A 16186-nucleotide genomic window follows, 5' to 3' on the forward strand; every position below is an offset into this window, starting at 1 on the left:
TATCTGTACAAAATTGAGCATGATGGCAGAGATTGTCCGCCAAGTACCACCAATTGAAAAAGCAGTTTTTTGAATATTTTAGCAAATAGGATAATTCGCTGTAAAACAGATATTTACTTTATTGCAGCAAAAAAAGACTTAATAGAAGTAGGATTTTGCCAATGGGCAGTACTTGGCAAGGAGCAAAAAAAAGCAGTGTTGGTAAACACTGCTCAAAAAAATTATCAATGGTTTTATAAATTCTTATCCATGTAATCCTCCAATGAAGCTTTGAGTTGGTCTAAAAATGCTGTGCGGGATCCAGTACGTTCTTTCATACGATGGAAAGCGTGATGAATATCGTTCAGTGGAATACGGAATAGTATCTGGAAGATCAGGCATATCTTTCTGATTCCAATCTTCCCGTGAGAAATTGCTCCGGAAGCATAAAGGGCGTAAATTAATTCTACAAGTGCATTTTTACTATCCGTCCAGAAAATATCCCTGTTTGATTCTGAATTTTTCAGATTCAAATCCTGGTTTTGTTCAACGTTAATTTTGGTAAGAAGATATATATAAAGCAGATCATTGGCTAAAATGCGGGCAACCTTGTAATCATAATAAGTTGAAAAATGCGGGTCTATCTCAAAGACCAGACTATTTAGGCCGTCGAGATAGTTAATTTTTCCCAACTGGAAATATGTTTCATCACGGTCGGTTCTTCCAGTACGGTAATATCTATAGAAGTCGGAATTGCATACATGCTGGCAATATTCTTCTTTCAGCTCACGTAAATGATTCAAAAAATAAGTTCGGTATATTTTACCATTGCTCACGGGACAAGCTGTTTCAATCCGGTATATTTTGTTATAATAAATCAGTTTGCCAAGTATATGTGGCTTAATGTTTTTGAAAAAATTAATTTCATCAGCACTGCTGTCGAAGCTTTCATCTAAAATATCCTTTTTAACTGATATCAGCAACTCTTGCAGAAAACTGATCATTTCAGAGGCTTCATTGATCATATTGGCTGTGGTCGCTGAAACTTTGTCTTCTTTGTTTTTAATTCCAACAATTATGTTCTTGAATTGACCTTTCATAGCAGTAATTTTTGGTTAGAAGAAAATTTATGTCTGGCCCTTAAGCTTTAGCACATGACAAAATTTGCATTTCCGCATGAATAATTTTCCAAAGGTTAACCCAACTTTGGAAAGATTTATTAGAAAATCGAATAGTAGTCATAAGACTTAATGAATACTGTTTGGTCAGTAGGTATCATTTACAAGTAGGCGTCCTTACAGCAAAGCAAAAATGAACCTCAAAACAAAGCAAATTAAAGTCAAATCCATTTACTTTAGCCTTTATGGATAAGCCGAGGTGGGAGACTTGAAAAACCAGATGATTTAATGCTCAAAAAGTCTAAAACTTAATTAGCGTTTTAAATTGTCATTTAAATCATAATAATATTGAAAGATACACTATGAATATTTATTATAATGAATTAATTCAAAAAATTGATCAGCATGTTGCATACCTCACTTTTGAATTGGATAATCCTTTATTATTATCCGAGTCACTTATTGAATTTATAGTAAACGAAATTGCAAAACTCAAACTACATGTCTTAAAAGAAGGATTTGCTAGCATTGAAGACGAGATAGACTTCTTTAAAAAACTCAAACCAAATATTATCGCTAAACTAATATATTATAATGCCATATACAAAATAGAAACCAAAAGGCCTCATGGTTGTGATAAACTAAAAAAGAAATACTTGAACAAAGAATTATCGAAACTGAAAAGATTTTTTGAAAGCAATCTGGAATTTTATAAATATTACAGAACAAACAGTACTTACCTTGATATCAAATATTTTGTAAGGGGAAAACATGATATCAAATTATGCCTGGACACTTACTACTTTGAATCAGACCACAGTTTTTCAACCTCTCATGACTATAAAGTTGCGAAAATCATAGCGAATGATTTAATCCAATTTTATCTAGAAGATCAGAAGAAAAATCTTTCCTCTAAAAGAAATAACCCTAAATCGGCATCTGTTATAAATTGGACAGCGAGCAAGACTGCTTTGATCGAATTAATCTACGCCCTGCATTCAAAAGCAGTTATTGATTATGGGAATAGCAATATCAAAGTGATAACAAAAGCTTTTGCAACGTTATTCGATATCGACTTGGGCGATTTTTATCATACTTACCTTGAACTCCGAAACAGGAAGAATAATAGGACCAAATTTTTAGATTCTTTACGAGATTCTCTAATCAAAAAGATGGATGATCTGGATGAACAATAAACAAACTTTATCATTAAATAAAGGTAGACTTCCCTAGAGTGCACATTCTTGCGAAGTCTACCGATAACCATTTGTGCTTGATTTTTCTGTATCCCGTAGACTCAACTAATTGCTTATTATTATTGGAACCTCGACATAGGTATTTTCCCAGCCTATAACCAAATTGGCACCTGAAGTTTGGGGCGTAAAAACAATGCTTAGTGTTTCAACATACTCTGCAAGTTGCTTAGGCTGAACGCTAAACCTTATAACGTCTTTGCTTTCATCATAACCATACGGCCCCCAGGTATCAGTTTGCTGATTGAGGATCATTTCCCATTTTTCTTTTTCAGGAATTGCAAATAAAGTGTAAGTGCCGGCTGGAATCTCTTTTCCACCTAATATAACATTTTTAAAGAATCTGATTTCTGTGCTTTCATTAGCACCAATGCGCCAAACTTTACCAAAAGGCTGTAAACTCCCAAAAACCTTCCGTCCTTTGGCAGATGGTCTGGAATAAACTATTTTAATTAACGGGGTGGCCTTATCCCCAACAGATTCCTTAACCGATCTTTCCGGGAAGTAAGCAAAATCCGCTTGGCTAACATCGAGCGGTTTAAACTTAAATTGCTGTGCTTTTGTAGCAATGGCAAACAAAACCGTTACCGCTAATAGATTAATTTTTTTCATTTCTTTAATTTTTGCTTTTCTAACTATACCAGGCAATTGAAAATAGGGTACTTTGTAAAGCACGCATTAAAAAAGATTAGGAAAAGATGTAGATCCCATAAATCTTTTCGATAAATCCCTAATAATACATCCCGATTTCTATTGCAATATGTTTATTGCAAATTTCTACATATAACCGATACCGCGTTTTGTTGACAGGTTTATTTTTTGTTTGCTAATTAGGCCATTATCCTTTCTGGGATAGAAAACCTGTGCTCAATTATAGTATATGTGAGGTGCTGATCATTGGCTTATTGTAAAACCATTTCTCTTAAATAATGATACTTTAGCGTACCTGATACGGTAAACACGACATTTTAAAAACAAACTACAAGTGGTGGTGACTTTATCTCTGTTTTACCTCAGATGGTACTAACCCAAACTTTTTCTTGAATGTAAAAGAAAAATGAGAGAGGTCCTCAAACCCAAGATCCATATAGATATCAGAAGATTTCTTGCCCTTTCTTTCAATAAGAAAATAGGCCTCTTCCAAGCGTTTTTGTATCAACCAATGGCCTGGAGTATCGTTAAATATCTTTTTGAAATCTCTTTTAAATGCCGATATACTTCTCCCTGTCAGGTACGCGAAGCGTTCAGTACTTATATTGAATTTATAATTTCGATTCATAAATTCTTCAAGGTTAATTTTTTCAGGTATTCCAAAGTCAAAAAAAATATCAGACAGCGGAGGATTGCTTTTCAATAAAATAAGCAATAGCTCTTCCCTCTTTACATCTAAAAAATCGTTATCAATTTCTCCTGATTCCTGGTAGTAAGAAAATAATGAGTTTATAAAATCAGGAACCCGCTTTTCTTTTTTCAAAATGATAAATGCATCGGACGAATCTTGTGGAGTGACAGCTATTTTGTGTTTTTTTTGAAATTCATCTAAAAACAACTCGTCAAATACGACAACAACTTTTTCAAATTGTCCGTCAATTTTCTGCTTGTTATACTTTGCAAGATGATTTTTTCGTACGATGCAATAATCTCCAACCCTCATCAGATATTTCTTGCGTCCATCAAAACCGGAAATATTTCCTTTGAGCAGATATAAAAAGAAATGCTCCCGAACAAATTGTTCAGGTGATATCTGTGGCCCGATGTAACATGATTTTATGGTATCAAACTTTGTCAACATATATAACAAATTTAATTAATTTTCTCCCACCATTTTTCAAATTTTTGATCGGGATTATCAAGGTTCACCAGTTCGCCGATCATTGGAGTCGCTAACCGGTATGGTTTATTTTCAGACAATAAAGATATTTGCCTTAAAGGTTCATCCCATGGATGCCTGCCCAATGTAAATTTGGAATGGTGTACCGTAAGGAGATTTTGCGCGTTAAGTTCGAGATTTGCCTTATCTACCTGCTCAGAAAGATTATGTACCGATTGCCATGCTTTATTATATTGTCCATTTTCCATAATAGCCCAATTTATCGGGCCATATTTTTTGCCAATTTCCTTAAACCGCTGATCATAACCTCCGTCTCCGCTTACATAGATTTTAAGCGTTGGACTTTCAATCAGGAACGACAACCACAAAGATCGACCTCTTTTAAAACCCCTTCCCGAATCGTGTTGTGAAGTTTCTGTGTGAATAATAAAACCGTCAGCAACATCTACTTTGTCATACCAGTCTTTCTCCAAAATCTGATTCGGTGCATATCCCCAATCCTCAAAGTGGGCTCCAACTCCCAATCCACAAACCACGTATTTTATCTTGTTTTTCAAGGCAAGAACGGTTTCATAGTCCAGGTGGTCATAATGGTCATGTGAGATCAACAGATAGTCTATCTCAGGAATGTCTTCCATCTCATAAACATCACTTCCCTTATATGCTTTTATGCCCCAGGGTAGTGGAGAGGCTTTTCCGCTAAAGACCGGATCGACAAGCAACCGCTTTCCGCCAATTTGAATGAAGACAGAAGAGTGGCCAAACCAGACCAAGACATTTTCGTTCCTGTCTAGTTTATTCAGGTTTATTTTTTTTGAGGGCAAAGAGTCTACCGGTTTTAGCCGTGTTTTTTTTCCGAATATGGTCTTGTAGATTTCTCCCGCCATGCTATAGCCTTCTGTAATGGTTGGTTTTTCAACCCTGTTATGAAACCTACCATTATGATAATTGGGGGACTTTTCAATCCGTTCCAATCTTTTTCCTGATGGCAGTTTGCCAAATTGTGGTTTTTGCATATAGCAACCAACGAAAATTGCAATGGTCAACATTAATGACACTACGATAATCATTCCCCGTTTTATATATCGAATTGGTTTAATCATTTTCTATTTGCCAGTAGTATTATGTCAGGAACTTCGAGCACTTTTTTATTGTACCCGGTAAGAGCAGCATTGATCATTGCCCTGCCAATATTCTGTATGGAACATCCCTTTAAGAATAAACTCAGTAATGGATAAAGCCTGGATGCATATCTATTAAATCCTTTCAATTGCGTCTGATTTTTGGTTGGTTTCATCAGCCCTGGTCTGAAATTATATTGTGCTTTAAAGGGTAAAGACATCAATGCATTTTCTGCCTTACCTTTTACACGGGCCCACATTACTTTACCTTTTCCTGAACTATCCGTACGTGCACCAGAAATAAAAACGAATACTATCTCCGGATTTTGTGCCAGTACTATTTCAGCAAAATGCAAGGTCGTATGCAATGTGATGAATGCATAATCTTTTTCGTTCATGCCAGCACTGCTTGTGCCCGCACAATAAAAGCAGGCGTCGTAGCCCGATAACTTTGGGACTTCTTCTTTAAGATGAAAAAAATCGGCAATTTGATATTCTGTAAGCTTTGAATGAATTTTTCCACTCGGCTTTCTCCCGACATGAAGTATAGATGATACTTTCGGGTTCTCCATACATTCCATCAGTACACCTTCACCAACCATTCCTGTCGCGCCCGTTATAATTACTTTCATTATTCCGTTTTTAAGGTGCCCCATTTTATCATGCTTTCCACAGTGGCAATAATAGCGTCTTCATTACTTCGTGGTTTCCATCCCAAAATTCTTATTGCTTTTTCATTACTGGCATTGCGGTAGATGCCTGACAAAGGAAGGAGCGATTTAGCTTGTTTGTTAAACAATGCTATTATACGTAATAGCCATGTTGGTAAAGGCGTCGTTGTGGCTCTGCGTGTAACGCCCGGTATCTGTTTTTTCAATAGTTCGACAATTTCCAAAAGGGACATAGTGCCTCCGGATAAAGCCAAAAACCGCTGACCTTTGGCTTCGGGGCTTTCCATTGCCCTGATATGCAAATCTGCTACATCACGTACGTCCACAATGCCCAAACGGATATCCGGAATGGCCTTCATGGAACCATCCAATACTTTCTGCAACAGACCAAAACCGCTGGAAAGTTCCGGTCCCAATGAAGGTCCGAAAATACCCATTGGGTTAACTGTCGCAAATTCCATCCCGCCACCTTCCTTCGCTATAAAATCCCATGCGGTCTTCTCTGCGAGAACTTTAGACTTATTGTATGGGGAAAGTCCTTTTTCGTTCGGATCTGTCCAGCTTTCTTCGGTAATAATAGATGCTTTATTTTTATGGCTGTAGCCTACGGCTCCAAAATTTGAAGTCATCACCACACGTTTAACACCGGCTTTTTTAGCGGCTTTCAGCACCCTGAGCGTACCATCAACAGCAGGACGGATCATGTCTTCTTCATTTTTCGGCAATTGCAGAAAGATGGGAGAGGCAATATGCAGGACGTACAAACAGTCTTTAACCGCATCGGTCCAGTTATTATCGGTGGTAAGATCGGCTTCCACCAATTCTATGTTGCTAAAATCCTGGATACCTGCTTCCTTAAGCATGGCAATAATTTTATCTTTGCTTTTTAACGACCTTACGGTTGTCTTCACAGTGTAACCGATCTGCAATAATTGGACTATCGTGTGTATAGCAACGAAACCTGATCCACCCGTTACCAATACAGTTTTATTTAATATAGACATCTGATAAAATCTTTTTAACAAATGTCTATATAATCTCTATACAGTGTTTTGTTGTAAGGTTCTATTTCGCTTTGCTGAAAAGTTCGCAGTTTAGATATTCAGCCGACCATTTTTCTTTCAGCTTCAAAAAAAGTTAAACATGGCAACGAAAGAAACCGCTGTGGAAATGTGCGTTGCAATGTCCAATCCAGAAAACAGGGTTCAATTGAACTTCATTATGGGAGTTCTGCGGACTCAGCCCAAAGATTGATATCGCTGTCTTTAGCATAATCTTCAATTTTAATTAGTTCAAGTTCGGAAAACTCCAGATTTCGAATGGCGCCCACACAGTCTATTACCTGTTCAGGTCTGCTGGCACCGATCAGGGCGGACGAGACCCTGCCTTTTCTCAAAGTCCAGGCAATTGCCATCTGCGCTAAAGTTTGTCCTCGGCCCGAGGCGATTTCATTGAGCGCTTTTATGTTAACTAAATTCTCTGGACTCAAGAAATTTATATCCATCGATTTCTGCTGTCGTGCCCGACTGTCCTCTGGAATCTCTTTTAAATATTTGGATGTCAGCATTCCCTGCGCCAAAGGCGAAAACACGATGCAGCCCATTCCAATTTCATCCAAAACATCGAGTAGGCCATCTTTTTCAATCCATCTGTTGAGCATCGAGTAACTGGGCTGGTGGATAAGACATGGAGTTCCAAGTTCTTTTAATATGGCCACAGCTTCGAGCGTTCGCTGTGAATTGTAAGAGGAAAGTCCCACATACAGTGCCTTCCCTGAACGCACGATCTGATCCAATGCCATCATTGTCTCTTCCAAGGGCGTATTTGGATCGAAACGGTGCGAATAAAATATATCCACATAATCCAGGCCTAATCTTTTCAGGCTTTGGTCACAGCTTGCGATTAGATATTTCCGGCTTCCCCATTCTCCATAAGGTCCGGGCCACATCTCATAACCTGCTTTCGAAGAAATGATAAGTTCATCCCTTAGCCCAGCGAAATCCTCTTTTAATATCTGTCCAAAAGCAATCTCGGCACTCCCGGGAGGAGGTCCATAATTATTGGCCAGATCGAAATGGTTGATACCCAGGTCGAAGGCCGTTCGACAAATTTCTTGTTTCCTTTGATGCGGCGTGTCATCGCCGAAGTTATGCCATAAGCCTAGTGAAACTGCAGGTAGTTTAAGTCCGCTTTTGCCAACTTTGTTATAGACCATATTTTTATATCGATCAGGATTTGGTGTCCATGTCATATTTAATCTTATTAATGTTATATAGCTTACCGTTAAAACTGGTTTTTTAGGATCGGTTTAATTTAAATTATTTTTCTTTTCAATCTTTAGGTTTGTCAAAAATTTTTCTTTTCTTCAAAACGATACGGCTGATATTGGTTTCCAGGTCTACCTCAGTATTAACACCATATTCCTTGCTGGCCCAAGCCATATCCATATTCACGATGAGCAGCTCATCACCCCGGAGGATGACCTCAGCTGGCTGATCCAGTGAACCATCAACACCGTTGGTGTCACCGTTTTTATGTAGTGTTGTTACATTTCCCTTGAGGTCAATGGCATGTACTGCATTGGCAAGGAAATCTGCCAGAAAGAACAGCTTGTACTTAGAGCTATAGATGAGCCCATCGGGGCCAATGATATTCTTATCTTTTACAAAAATTTTGGTATCTACCGCCTTATTATTTTCATCAAGTTTGGATTTATATATTGTCCCTTCTTCGATGACCGTTGTGTAGAGATTGCCCTGGCCATCAAAAGTAACCCCGTCCGCTCCAGATCCCATGTGGTTGAACGATCTGAACGTTACCGAAAGATGACTGTCGCCGTTGCCATTGGAAAAGGGAAGTACTTTTAAAGGAGAACCTTGCTGCATTTCGTTGAGCTTGAAAGCATAAACCCCGCTGTAAAGCGCTGAATCATTCTTTTCAAGAACAGATTCAGTAACAAAAAGAACATTGCCCTTCCAGTACATACCGTTGCAGCTAACCATTCCCTCAACGACCACATCCATACTGATAGCTGTGCCATCTTTGACGTTAATGCGCACGATCCTCGACTTATGATCTTTGTTGTAGAACCACTGCCGGTCTGCAACATAAAGATTTCCATCCGGCCCGAAGTCGCAGTCCATAGGCCCGACCTTTCCTGTTTCCGGATGGAGGTCATCTGACTTAAAATCGTACCAATGGTTAACCAAATCGCTTTTACCGATCACAGCCATAAAAGCCGCTGAAGGGGCGGTGATCGTTCCCTTTTGTAGCAGGTATTCATTATTGAAGTTGGGGACGGAAAGGATAATTGTGCTGTCCGGTGACATGGCCATTCCATCTATAGTATTATACGATACCGGCAAAGAGATAAACGGGCCTGCCCTGTAGCCGTCCAATTGGAGGACATTTCGGGAACTGCGGCAACCCATCGCAATAACCCCTAGCAAAATGAGCAAATATGTATGGTGATTGAATTTATGGACTAATATTGTCTTCATGGTAAGGAAATTAAATGAAAAGGCTGCGGCCAATAAGCCACAGCCTTCTAACGGGCGACGCCAGAAGTAATATATTCCTCGTGCGTGAACTATTTGGCAGGCTTTACGGGGGCATTTTGAGCGATCAGTTTCTCGCTTTTCAGTTGTTCCCAAAACGCAGCAGGTATCTGGACCTTCATCGATTCAACATCTTCAGTGATCTGCTGACCTGTTCGGGCACCAGGTATAATGGACACCGCCACGTCAGGGAAAGAAGCAAATTGCAGGGCAGCTGTCCGTAGATCAACACTATGCGCTTTGGCAACCACACGCAATTTTTCTCTTTTATCCAATACATCCGCCGGGATCGGTTTGGTCGGATCATAATTGTATCTGTCGCTTCCAGAGATAAAGCCCGCATTAAGGTTAGACCCCATTACCAGCTTAACATTGTTTTTCCGCACTTCAGGAAAAACATTGTTAAGGGCATTTTCGTGATCAATAAGGGAGTATTGGGAAGCCATAAGGAAAACATCAGGAGTAGTTTCACGCAAAGCTTTCAGGATCGGTTCGGGATGATTCACACCCAGACCCCACGCCTTTATCAGCCCTTCGTCACGCATTTTGTTCAGTTCAGGAAAAGCACCTTTTTTGGCGATAGCCCAGTGTTCAAGCCAGCTTTTATCGAAATACCTGAAATCAGGTGAAAGGTCATGGACAAAAGCTATATCAATGCTATCAATTCCAAGCCGCTGCAGACTGTCCTCAATGGATCTTCTCACACCGGAAGCAGAATAATCAAATACAGGGCTGTTGGGAGAGCCTGCTTTTGGAAAAATCTCTGCACCTCTGTTCTTTTTTGATGCTTTTAGCAATTTCCCTACTTTGGTAGATATAAAAAATTCATCTCGTTTCTGATGATGTAAAAAAGAGCCGAACCTGCGTTCTGCCAGTCCAAATCCATACCAAGGTGCTACATCATAATATCTGACACCTGCGTCCCAGGCTGCGGTTAATGTCTCCAAAGCGTCCGCATCGGTCGCTGCTACAAATTCATTCCCTAAAGGAACACCACCCATACCAAAACTGGGAAGTTTATTAGAGATAAAGTCGTTGGCCTTGTGATAACTCATTGATTTTTCCATATCGGTTTCATTGTTTAAAGTTTGACCCTCCGCTAAAGCAATCACGGGTAATACGGATGACAGCCCCGCAAATACAGCCCCTTTTCCGGCAGCTTCCAAAAATTCACGTCTTGTTTTCATAATAATGTAGGTTAAATTAAATTTACTTACGTGCGCTATCGGCAAGCAAGATATAACTGTTAGCAATAGCTTCTAACGATAACACGTCTATGAAATGATAACACCGCTTAAATGAAAATATTTAATTACTACAGCGAAATGTCGCTAATTAATAAACATTTGTTTGTTTCGCATAAACTACACAATAGTCTTTAAGCCAAAAACCACAAAATGGATATGAATTTACATATTGAACAACCGCATTGAATTAGGTGATTACTTTAACCATAATTAGATGATGAAGGATTATTGGCAATTTTACGAAAAACTGTAGGTGCTTGACCTGTTCTTTTTTTAAAGAATATATTAAAATTTGATGTATGACCAAATCCGAGAGCATGCGCTATTTCCGAAATATTCCAGTCGGTACAACGTAAAAGACTTTCAGCTTCTTTAAGAATCCTTTCTGATATGATTTGGGATGTCGTATTACCCATTCGCTCTTTTACAGCCCTGTTAAGATGGTTTGTATGAATAGCTAAGCGGGTGGCAAATTCATAAGCGTTTTTAAGCTTTAACCTCTGTTGGGGCGTATCAATAGGAAATTGATTTTCCAGAAGTTCCATAAATAAGTCGGTTAAACGAACCTTATAGTTTTGTGGAGAATGTGAAAGAATAGGCAAGAACTTTACGGATTCATGGATAATGACCTGCAGATAACTCCTTAAGAGTTCAAATTTGGCGGAGTAAGAGGATTGCCATTCTTTGTACATCTGTTCAAGAATCCTATATATATGTTCAAAGGATTTATGGTCGAGTGTCACAACATGGTTTCCGTTCACTTGAAACAGAAGAGATCTTGAAAGGCTATTTGATCTTAAATGATGATTTACAAATTCTTCCGTAAACAGGCAGGTAAACCCTTTTATATTAGTATCAAGTGGCTTCCAGGAATGAACAGTACTGGGATTTGTAAAAACAAGGCTATTGCCCTTAACCAAAATAGACTTGTCATCATAAGCAATTATTCCTTCTCCGCTCTTCAGCAGGCATATTTTATATATATGATCGTTGGCAAAAGACGAAATAATGCCATTATAATCACTGTCTTTGAACATTGCGAACGTTTCGGGAATACTATTCTCTTTATTGGAACTAATATTGGATCTGATTTTCAGACCTTTCATTTTTTTTTTGTCCTCCATTTTTTATAATTGTTTAGGTAAACAATAATGCTCATTCGTTTTATTGCGAATGAGCATTATTTCATAGCTATTATATGTGCCTCCAAAGAAATGACTTTTGAAACAGCCCTTTTAAAGACCAGCTTATCTTCAGATAGGAATATCTGGGAATTATATTGTCTCGAAAAAAAAACCTTTTGAAATGTTTGCGTTAAAAGCAACCTATTTTATGTAAGTCACTAATTACTTCCATTAAAAGTTTTGTTTTGTCACAATTAAAACAGCATATTTTCTGCCGATTGCTAAAAAAACAGCGGCGATACCACCAAGTACTAAATAATTCAGGCCGATTGAAACTCCTAAATTCTGTGATTTAAATAGGTTATCATTTACCAAAATCACGAAACTAGGGCCTAAGATCATTCCCAAAGCATTGTAAAACATGATAAAAATTGCTGAGATCCGGCCACGAAATGCTTCTGGTGTAGCAATTTGAATAGAAGCTCCGGCTACTCCGGCAAAAGGTTGTAAAAACTGAATAATCGCAAAGCATACGATAATTACGGCAACAGACTGGTTAAAACAAAAACCTACAGTTCCAACAAATACAATTATTAATGTCCTATAGACGAAATGAGAAAAGTGGGCATCATTTTTCCCGTTAGAAAAGCTTCGGTCAACAAACCAGCCTGCTCCCAGAGCACCAAACATTCCGATAGGTACTGCCATAATTGCCATCAACAACCCAACATTTTTAACGTCAAACTGATGGCTTCTTATCAAATAAGTCGGTAACCACGAAGCAGCTCCATAAACCATAGCACATAAAAATCCATATCCTAGAAAATGACAGATAAAAAAACTTCTGTTTTCTATCAGATACTGCAATGCCCCTCCATTAGATGCATTCGTTTCCTTTTTTTGTAGGCTTACTTTCTCTTTTGGTGCGAAAAAAATTAAATATGCTAAAATGACCCCAGGAATTCCAGAGGCAAAAAATACCAATTGCCAAGGTTCAAACCTGTGTAGAAATGATCCTGACTCAGCAGATAGCTGACTGGCTTCAGATATTAGATAACCACCGAGCAAAAAAGAAATAGCAGCACCAATTTGTGTTCCCGCAGTAAGAATGCTGATAACAGAAGACAACCGCTCTTTAGGAAAAATTTTCGCGACCATACTCCAGCCAGCTGGCTGCAACACTGCTTCTCCAAGTCCAACTATACAACGTGCTATCAACAATTCGATGTAGTTTCCGGAAAGGCCACAGGCAATAGTAGCTATTGACCAGACAGTTACGCCAATATAAACCGTCCATCGTTTAGAAAAACGATCGACAATCCATCCCATAGGCAGGCTTCCCAGTAAAAAGAAAACAGCAAATGCAGTACCCTGCAACCAGCTCATCTGAATATCACTGACATTCAGATCTTTTTTAATAGGGTCAATCATCAGTGAAATGCTTCCCCTATCAATAAATGCAACTATTGTTAAGAGAAGCAATACAAAAACAACTGCCCAAGCCCTAAAGTTGCTAATCGATGATTTTTCTTTTGTCGATGGTACCATAGATTAATATTGAAGGCGCTGAAAACTACCCAATCTTTCTTTGTCCTGAAACTCAATAATCCAATTAGGGTATTCTGCGGGTAATTTGCTTACCTCGTTTAAAATATTCAGGTCCTCTTCTTCTAATTTAAGCCCGATTGCAGCAATATTATCTTTCAACTGCTCCGTTTTCTTTGCGCCAATAATTACCGAGGTAACCACAGGTTTAGATAAAAGCCAAGAAAGTGAAATCTGTGCGGCACTGCAGTTATATTTTTGGGTCATAGGCTCAATAGCATCCAAAATATTCCACGCTCTTTCTTTGTCAACTAAGGGCAAATCCATTGATGAACGTCTTGATCCCTCTGGTTTCTGATTATTGCGACTGAATTTGCCGGATAGTAAACCTCCCGCAAGCGGGCTCCATACCATTAAACCTGTTTTTTCTTGTTGTAAAAGAGGAACAATCTCGCGTTCTAAGTCTCTTCCTGCAACAGAATAATAAGCTTGTACTGTTGAAAATTTTTCGTAATTCTTTAACTCAGATATGGTTAAAGCTTTAGCTATTTTCCAGGCCTGCCAGTTAGAAACCCCAATATAACGAACCTTTCCTGATCTAACCAAATCATCTAAAGCCCGTAAAGTTTCCTCAATCGGCGTAACAGAATCATTTCCGTGAATTTGATACAGATCAATATAATCTGTTCCCAATCGTTTCAAACTACCATCAACAGCATCTAAAATATGTGACCTTGAAGCACCAATATCATTTACTCCTTTTCCTATTCTTGAATAGGCTTTGGTAGCTATAATAACATCTTTTCTGGCGACATTTAGATTTTTAAACGATTGGCCTAAAGATCTTTCGCTTTCTCCTTCTGAATAGACATCTGCAGTATCAAAAAAGTTAATCCCAGACTCTATGCTGGTGCTAACAAGCTCGTCAACACCATTCTGGTCTACCTGTCCCATTACCTGAAATCGTGCACTGCCTCCATGAAAGGTCATCGTGCCCAGACAAAACCTGGAAACAAGAAGTCCTGTGTTTCCTAAAGTTTTGTACTGCATTTCTGATTGATTATTTACTTCCATAATATTATTTAATTTATAGAAGCAAATTTAGCTGCAAATCCTTAAGAGGGTTTTGCTGTAGGGTCCTTTTTTACTATGCTGAAAAGTCCTTTTCATTCATCAATCGCCCGTAATTTTATTTCTGTAGGCGCATATCCAAATTGTTTTTTAAATACAAATGAGAAGTGAGATAAATTTTCAAACCCAACCTCCAAATAAATGTCTACAGGCTTCCTGTCCTTACTTGATAAATAATAATGCGCTAATTCCAATCGTTTTTGAGTCAGCCAGCGTTGAGGTGTCGACTTGAAAGATTTTTTAAAATCTCTTTTAAAAGTCGTCAGGCTTCTTCCTGTGAGGTAACCGAATTTTTCCATAGTCATATTGAACATAAAGTTCTTTTCCATAAACTCAGCTAAATCTATTTTACCTGGTTCAGAAAAGTCGGCAAGTGTATAGTCAATATCCTTATCAACTGAACGTAATATAAGCATAGCTTCTTCAATTTTTAGGTCAATCAAATCAGAAGGCAAATCATCCTCTACGTCAAAATAAGACTCAAAAGCAGCAAAATAACTATCGAAAAGTTGATGAGGAGGAAGTAGTTTTAAACGATGCTGCTGCGGTTTAGTTAATTCAAATGAATGGTTTGAATAGTAATGTTTCAATTTTTCAGTTGTAAAAGTCAGAACAACGGATTTATACGGTTTGCCATCCTTTGGGTATTTTATGAATGTTGCCAATTGATTTCTAGGAATAAGCAAGGTAGAACCGACTCCAACTATAGTTTTTTGATCAGATTGGATAATTTTCATTTCACCTGAAATAATCCTCACAAAAGAATGGTGTTCCAGTACTACTTCTCCTTTGTAATATTTTTCTTCTATGCAGGATAACATTATTTCAGAATTTTTATCTCGCTGTCTTAACATATTGCTAAAAATTTATAAAAATTGGTTCCCTAAAAAATCACATAAAATTGGCAACGCCAATCAAAAAACAAGCTCCAAACAACATTGCTATTTTCAAAACGGACGCCTTTTCTCTATATATAAAAATTCCGATGAAGACCAATACCAAAGGGAATATTGCTCCTGCAAATGGGACAAGCATACTAAGCTGAACCCCTGATACGAGTACTCTGGCAAATAACATTAGACCAATTGCCTGCAAAGCACACGAGATTACTGTTGGAATTAGTTTTCTGAAACCTGCTGTTCTAGGCCACAATGACTGTCCGATTATCCGAATGATGATTGAGGCAACAAACATTAGTATTACTGTCAATGATATACTTTCCATAATAACTGTTTTTTGATTATTTCATTCGTCCCGCAAGTGCAATCAATGAACAGGCACCTATGAGCAATATAATTTTTAATGTTGATACTGTTTCGCCGTAGTATAAAAATCCGATTGCACTAATTACAAGTGGAATGGCAGCCGAACTCAACGGGATTAAGAAACTTAATGTTACACCTTTGTAAAGCAAACGGCATAGCATAAAATTCCCCATCAGCTGCGCTGTTATGGCTGCGATTGTCGGTAGAACTAATGTAAAACCATTGGTAAGAGGCCACAATGAAATTCCGATAATCTGGATGAGGATTGAACCGACAAAAATGAGTGCCGAAATCAATGATATTTTTTCCGATTGATTTATCTGTTTTATATTTTCCATTTTATT

16 protein-coding genes are annotated in these 16186 nt (G+C 38.2%); 2 read left to right on the top strand and 14 right to left on the bottom strand.

Annotated elements, in window-relative coordinates; translation table 11 throughout:
• The first annotated feature begins 69 nt into the window (after window positions 1-69).
• Window positions 70-255: a hypothetical protein gene (locus tag ATK78_RS11585; RefSeq protein ID WP_133576235.1), complete on the top strand. Its 186-nt coding sequence runs from the start codon at window positions 70-72 to the stop codon at window positions 253-255.
• On the opposite strand, the gene ATK78_RS11590 is transcribed toward ATK78_RS11585, so the two are convergent.
• A complete protein-coding gene (locus ATK78_RS11590) occupies window positions 234-1079 on the bottom strand; it encodes an RteC domain-containing protein (protein ID WP_133576236.1) in 846 nt (281 codons plus the stop codon). The genes ATK78_RS11585 and ATK78_RS11590 overlap by 22 nt on opposite strands.
• Before the next feature lie 380 nt (window positions 1080-1459).
• Here ATK78_RS11590 and ATK78_RS11595 point away from each other — a divergent pair, with 380 nt between their 5' ends.
• Window positions 1460-2293: an RteC domain-containing protein gene (locus ATK78_RS11595; protein ID WP_133576237.1), complete on the top strand. Its 834-nt coding sequence runs from the start codon at window positions 1460-1462 to the stop codon at window positions 2291-2293.
• 105 nt (window positions 2294-2398) lie between these two features.
• On the opposite strand, the gene ATK78_RS11600 is transcribed toward ATK78_RS11595, so the two are convergent.
• The 13 genes from ATK78_RS11600 to ATK78_RS11660 all read right to left on the bottom strand — a co-directional run bounded on the left by ATK78_RS11600 (window position 2399) and on the right by ATK78_RS11660 (window position 16180).
• Window positions 2399-2962, bottom strand: a complete 564-nt coding sequence (locus ATK78_RS11600; RefSeq protein ID WP_133576238.1) for a DUF2911 domain-containing protein — start codon at window positions 2960-2962, stop codon at window positions 2399-2401.
• Window positions 2963-3347: 385 nt separating this feature from the next.
• Window positions 3348-4142 carry a helix-turn-helix domain-containing protein gene (locus tag ATK78_RS11605; RefSeq protein WP_133576239.1) on the bottom strand — a complete coding sequence of 265 codons (795 nt, stop codon included), beginning with the start codon at window positions 4140-4142 and terminating at the stop codon, window positions 3348-3350.
• 11 nt (window positions 4143-4153) lie between these two features.
• Window positions 4154-5197 carry an MBL fold metallo-hydrolase gene (locus ATK78_RS11610; RefSeq protein WP_243732505.1) on the bottom strand — a complete coding sequence of 348 codons (1044 nt, stop codon included), beginning with the start codon at window positions 5195-5197 and terminating at the stop codon, window positions 4154-4156.
• A gap of 83 nt (window positions 5198-5280) precedes the next feature.
• On the bottom strand, window positions 5281-5934 hold the full coding sequence (locus ATK78_RS11615) for an NAD-dependent epimerase/dehydratase family protein (protein ID WP_133576241.1): 654 nt from the start codon (window positions 5932-5934) through the stop codon (window positions 5281-5283).
• Window positions 5934-6977, bottom strand: a complete 1044-nt coding sequence (locus tag ATK78_RS11620; RefSeq protein WP_133576242.1) for an SDR family oxidoreductase — start codon at window positions 6975-6977, stop codon at window positions 5934-5936. The genes ATK78_RS11615 and ATK78_RS11620 overlap by 1 nt, the downstream gene beginning before the upstream one ends.
• 215 nt (window positions 6978-7192) lie before the next feature.
• Complete coding sequence (mgrA, locus tag ATK78_RS11625; protein WP_133576243.1) at window positions 7193-8224, bottom strand: L-glyceraldehyde 3-phosphate reductase; 1032 nt, start codon at window positions 8222-8224, stop codon at window positions 7193-7195.
• A 79-nt stretch (window positions 8225-8303) separates the two neighbouring features.
• Window positions 8304-9473, bottom strand: coding sequence for an SMP-30/gluconolactonase/LRE family protein (locus ATK78_RS11630; protein WP_208112345.1), 1170 nt, complete (start codon window positions 9471-9473; stop codon window positions 8304-8306).
• An 89-nt stretch (window positions 9474-9562) separates the two neighbouring features.
• A complete protein-coding gene (locus tag ATK78_RS11635; RefSeq protein ID WP_133576244.1) occupies window positions 9563-10717 on the bottom strand; it encodes an aldo/keto reductase in 1155 nt (384 codons plus the stop codon).
• A 260-nt stretch (window positions 10718-10977) separates the two neighbouring features.
• On the bottom strand, window positions 10978-11901 hold the full coding sequence (locus tag ATK78_RS11640) for a helix-turn-helix domain-containing protein (protein WP_133576245.1): 924 nt from the start codon (window positions 11899-11901) through the stop codon (window positions 10978-10980).
• 231 nt (window positions 11902-12132) lie between these two features.
• Window positions 12133-13449: an MFS transporter gene (locus ATK78_RS11645; RefSeq protein ID WP_133576246.1), complete on the bottom strand. Its 1317-nt coding sequence runs from the start codon at window positions 13447-13449 to the stop codon at window positions 12133-12135.
• A gap of 3 nt (window positions 13450-13452) precedes the next feature.
• On the bottom strand, window positions 13453-14520 hold the full coding sequence (locus ATK78_RS11650; RefSeq protein ID WP_243732506.1) for an aldo/keto reductase: 1068 nt from the start codon (window positions 14518-14520) through the stop codon (window positions 13453-13455).
• A gap of 92 nt (window positions 14521-14612) precedes the next feature.
• Window positions 14613-15431: a helix-turn-helix domain-containing protein gene (locus ATK78_RS11655; RefSeq protein WP_133576247.1), complete on the bottom strand. Its 819-nt coding sequence runs from the start codon at window positions 15429-15431 to the stop codon at window positions 14613-14615.
• A 386-nt stretch (window positions 15432-15817) separates the two neighbouring features.
• Window positions 15818-16180, bottom strand: a complete 363-nt coding sequence (locus tag ATK78_RS11660; protein WP_133576248.1) for a hypothetical protein — start codon at window positions 16178-16180, stop codon at window positions 15818-15820.
• Window positions 16181-16186: the final 6 nt, after the last annotated feature.

This window comes from Pedobacter metabolipauper (genome assembly GCF_004362715.1).
Lineage (GTDB): Bacteria > Bacteroidota > Bacteroidia > Sphingobacteriales > Sphingobacteriaceae > Pedobacter > Pedobacter metabolipauper.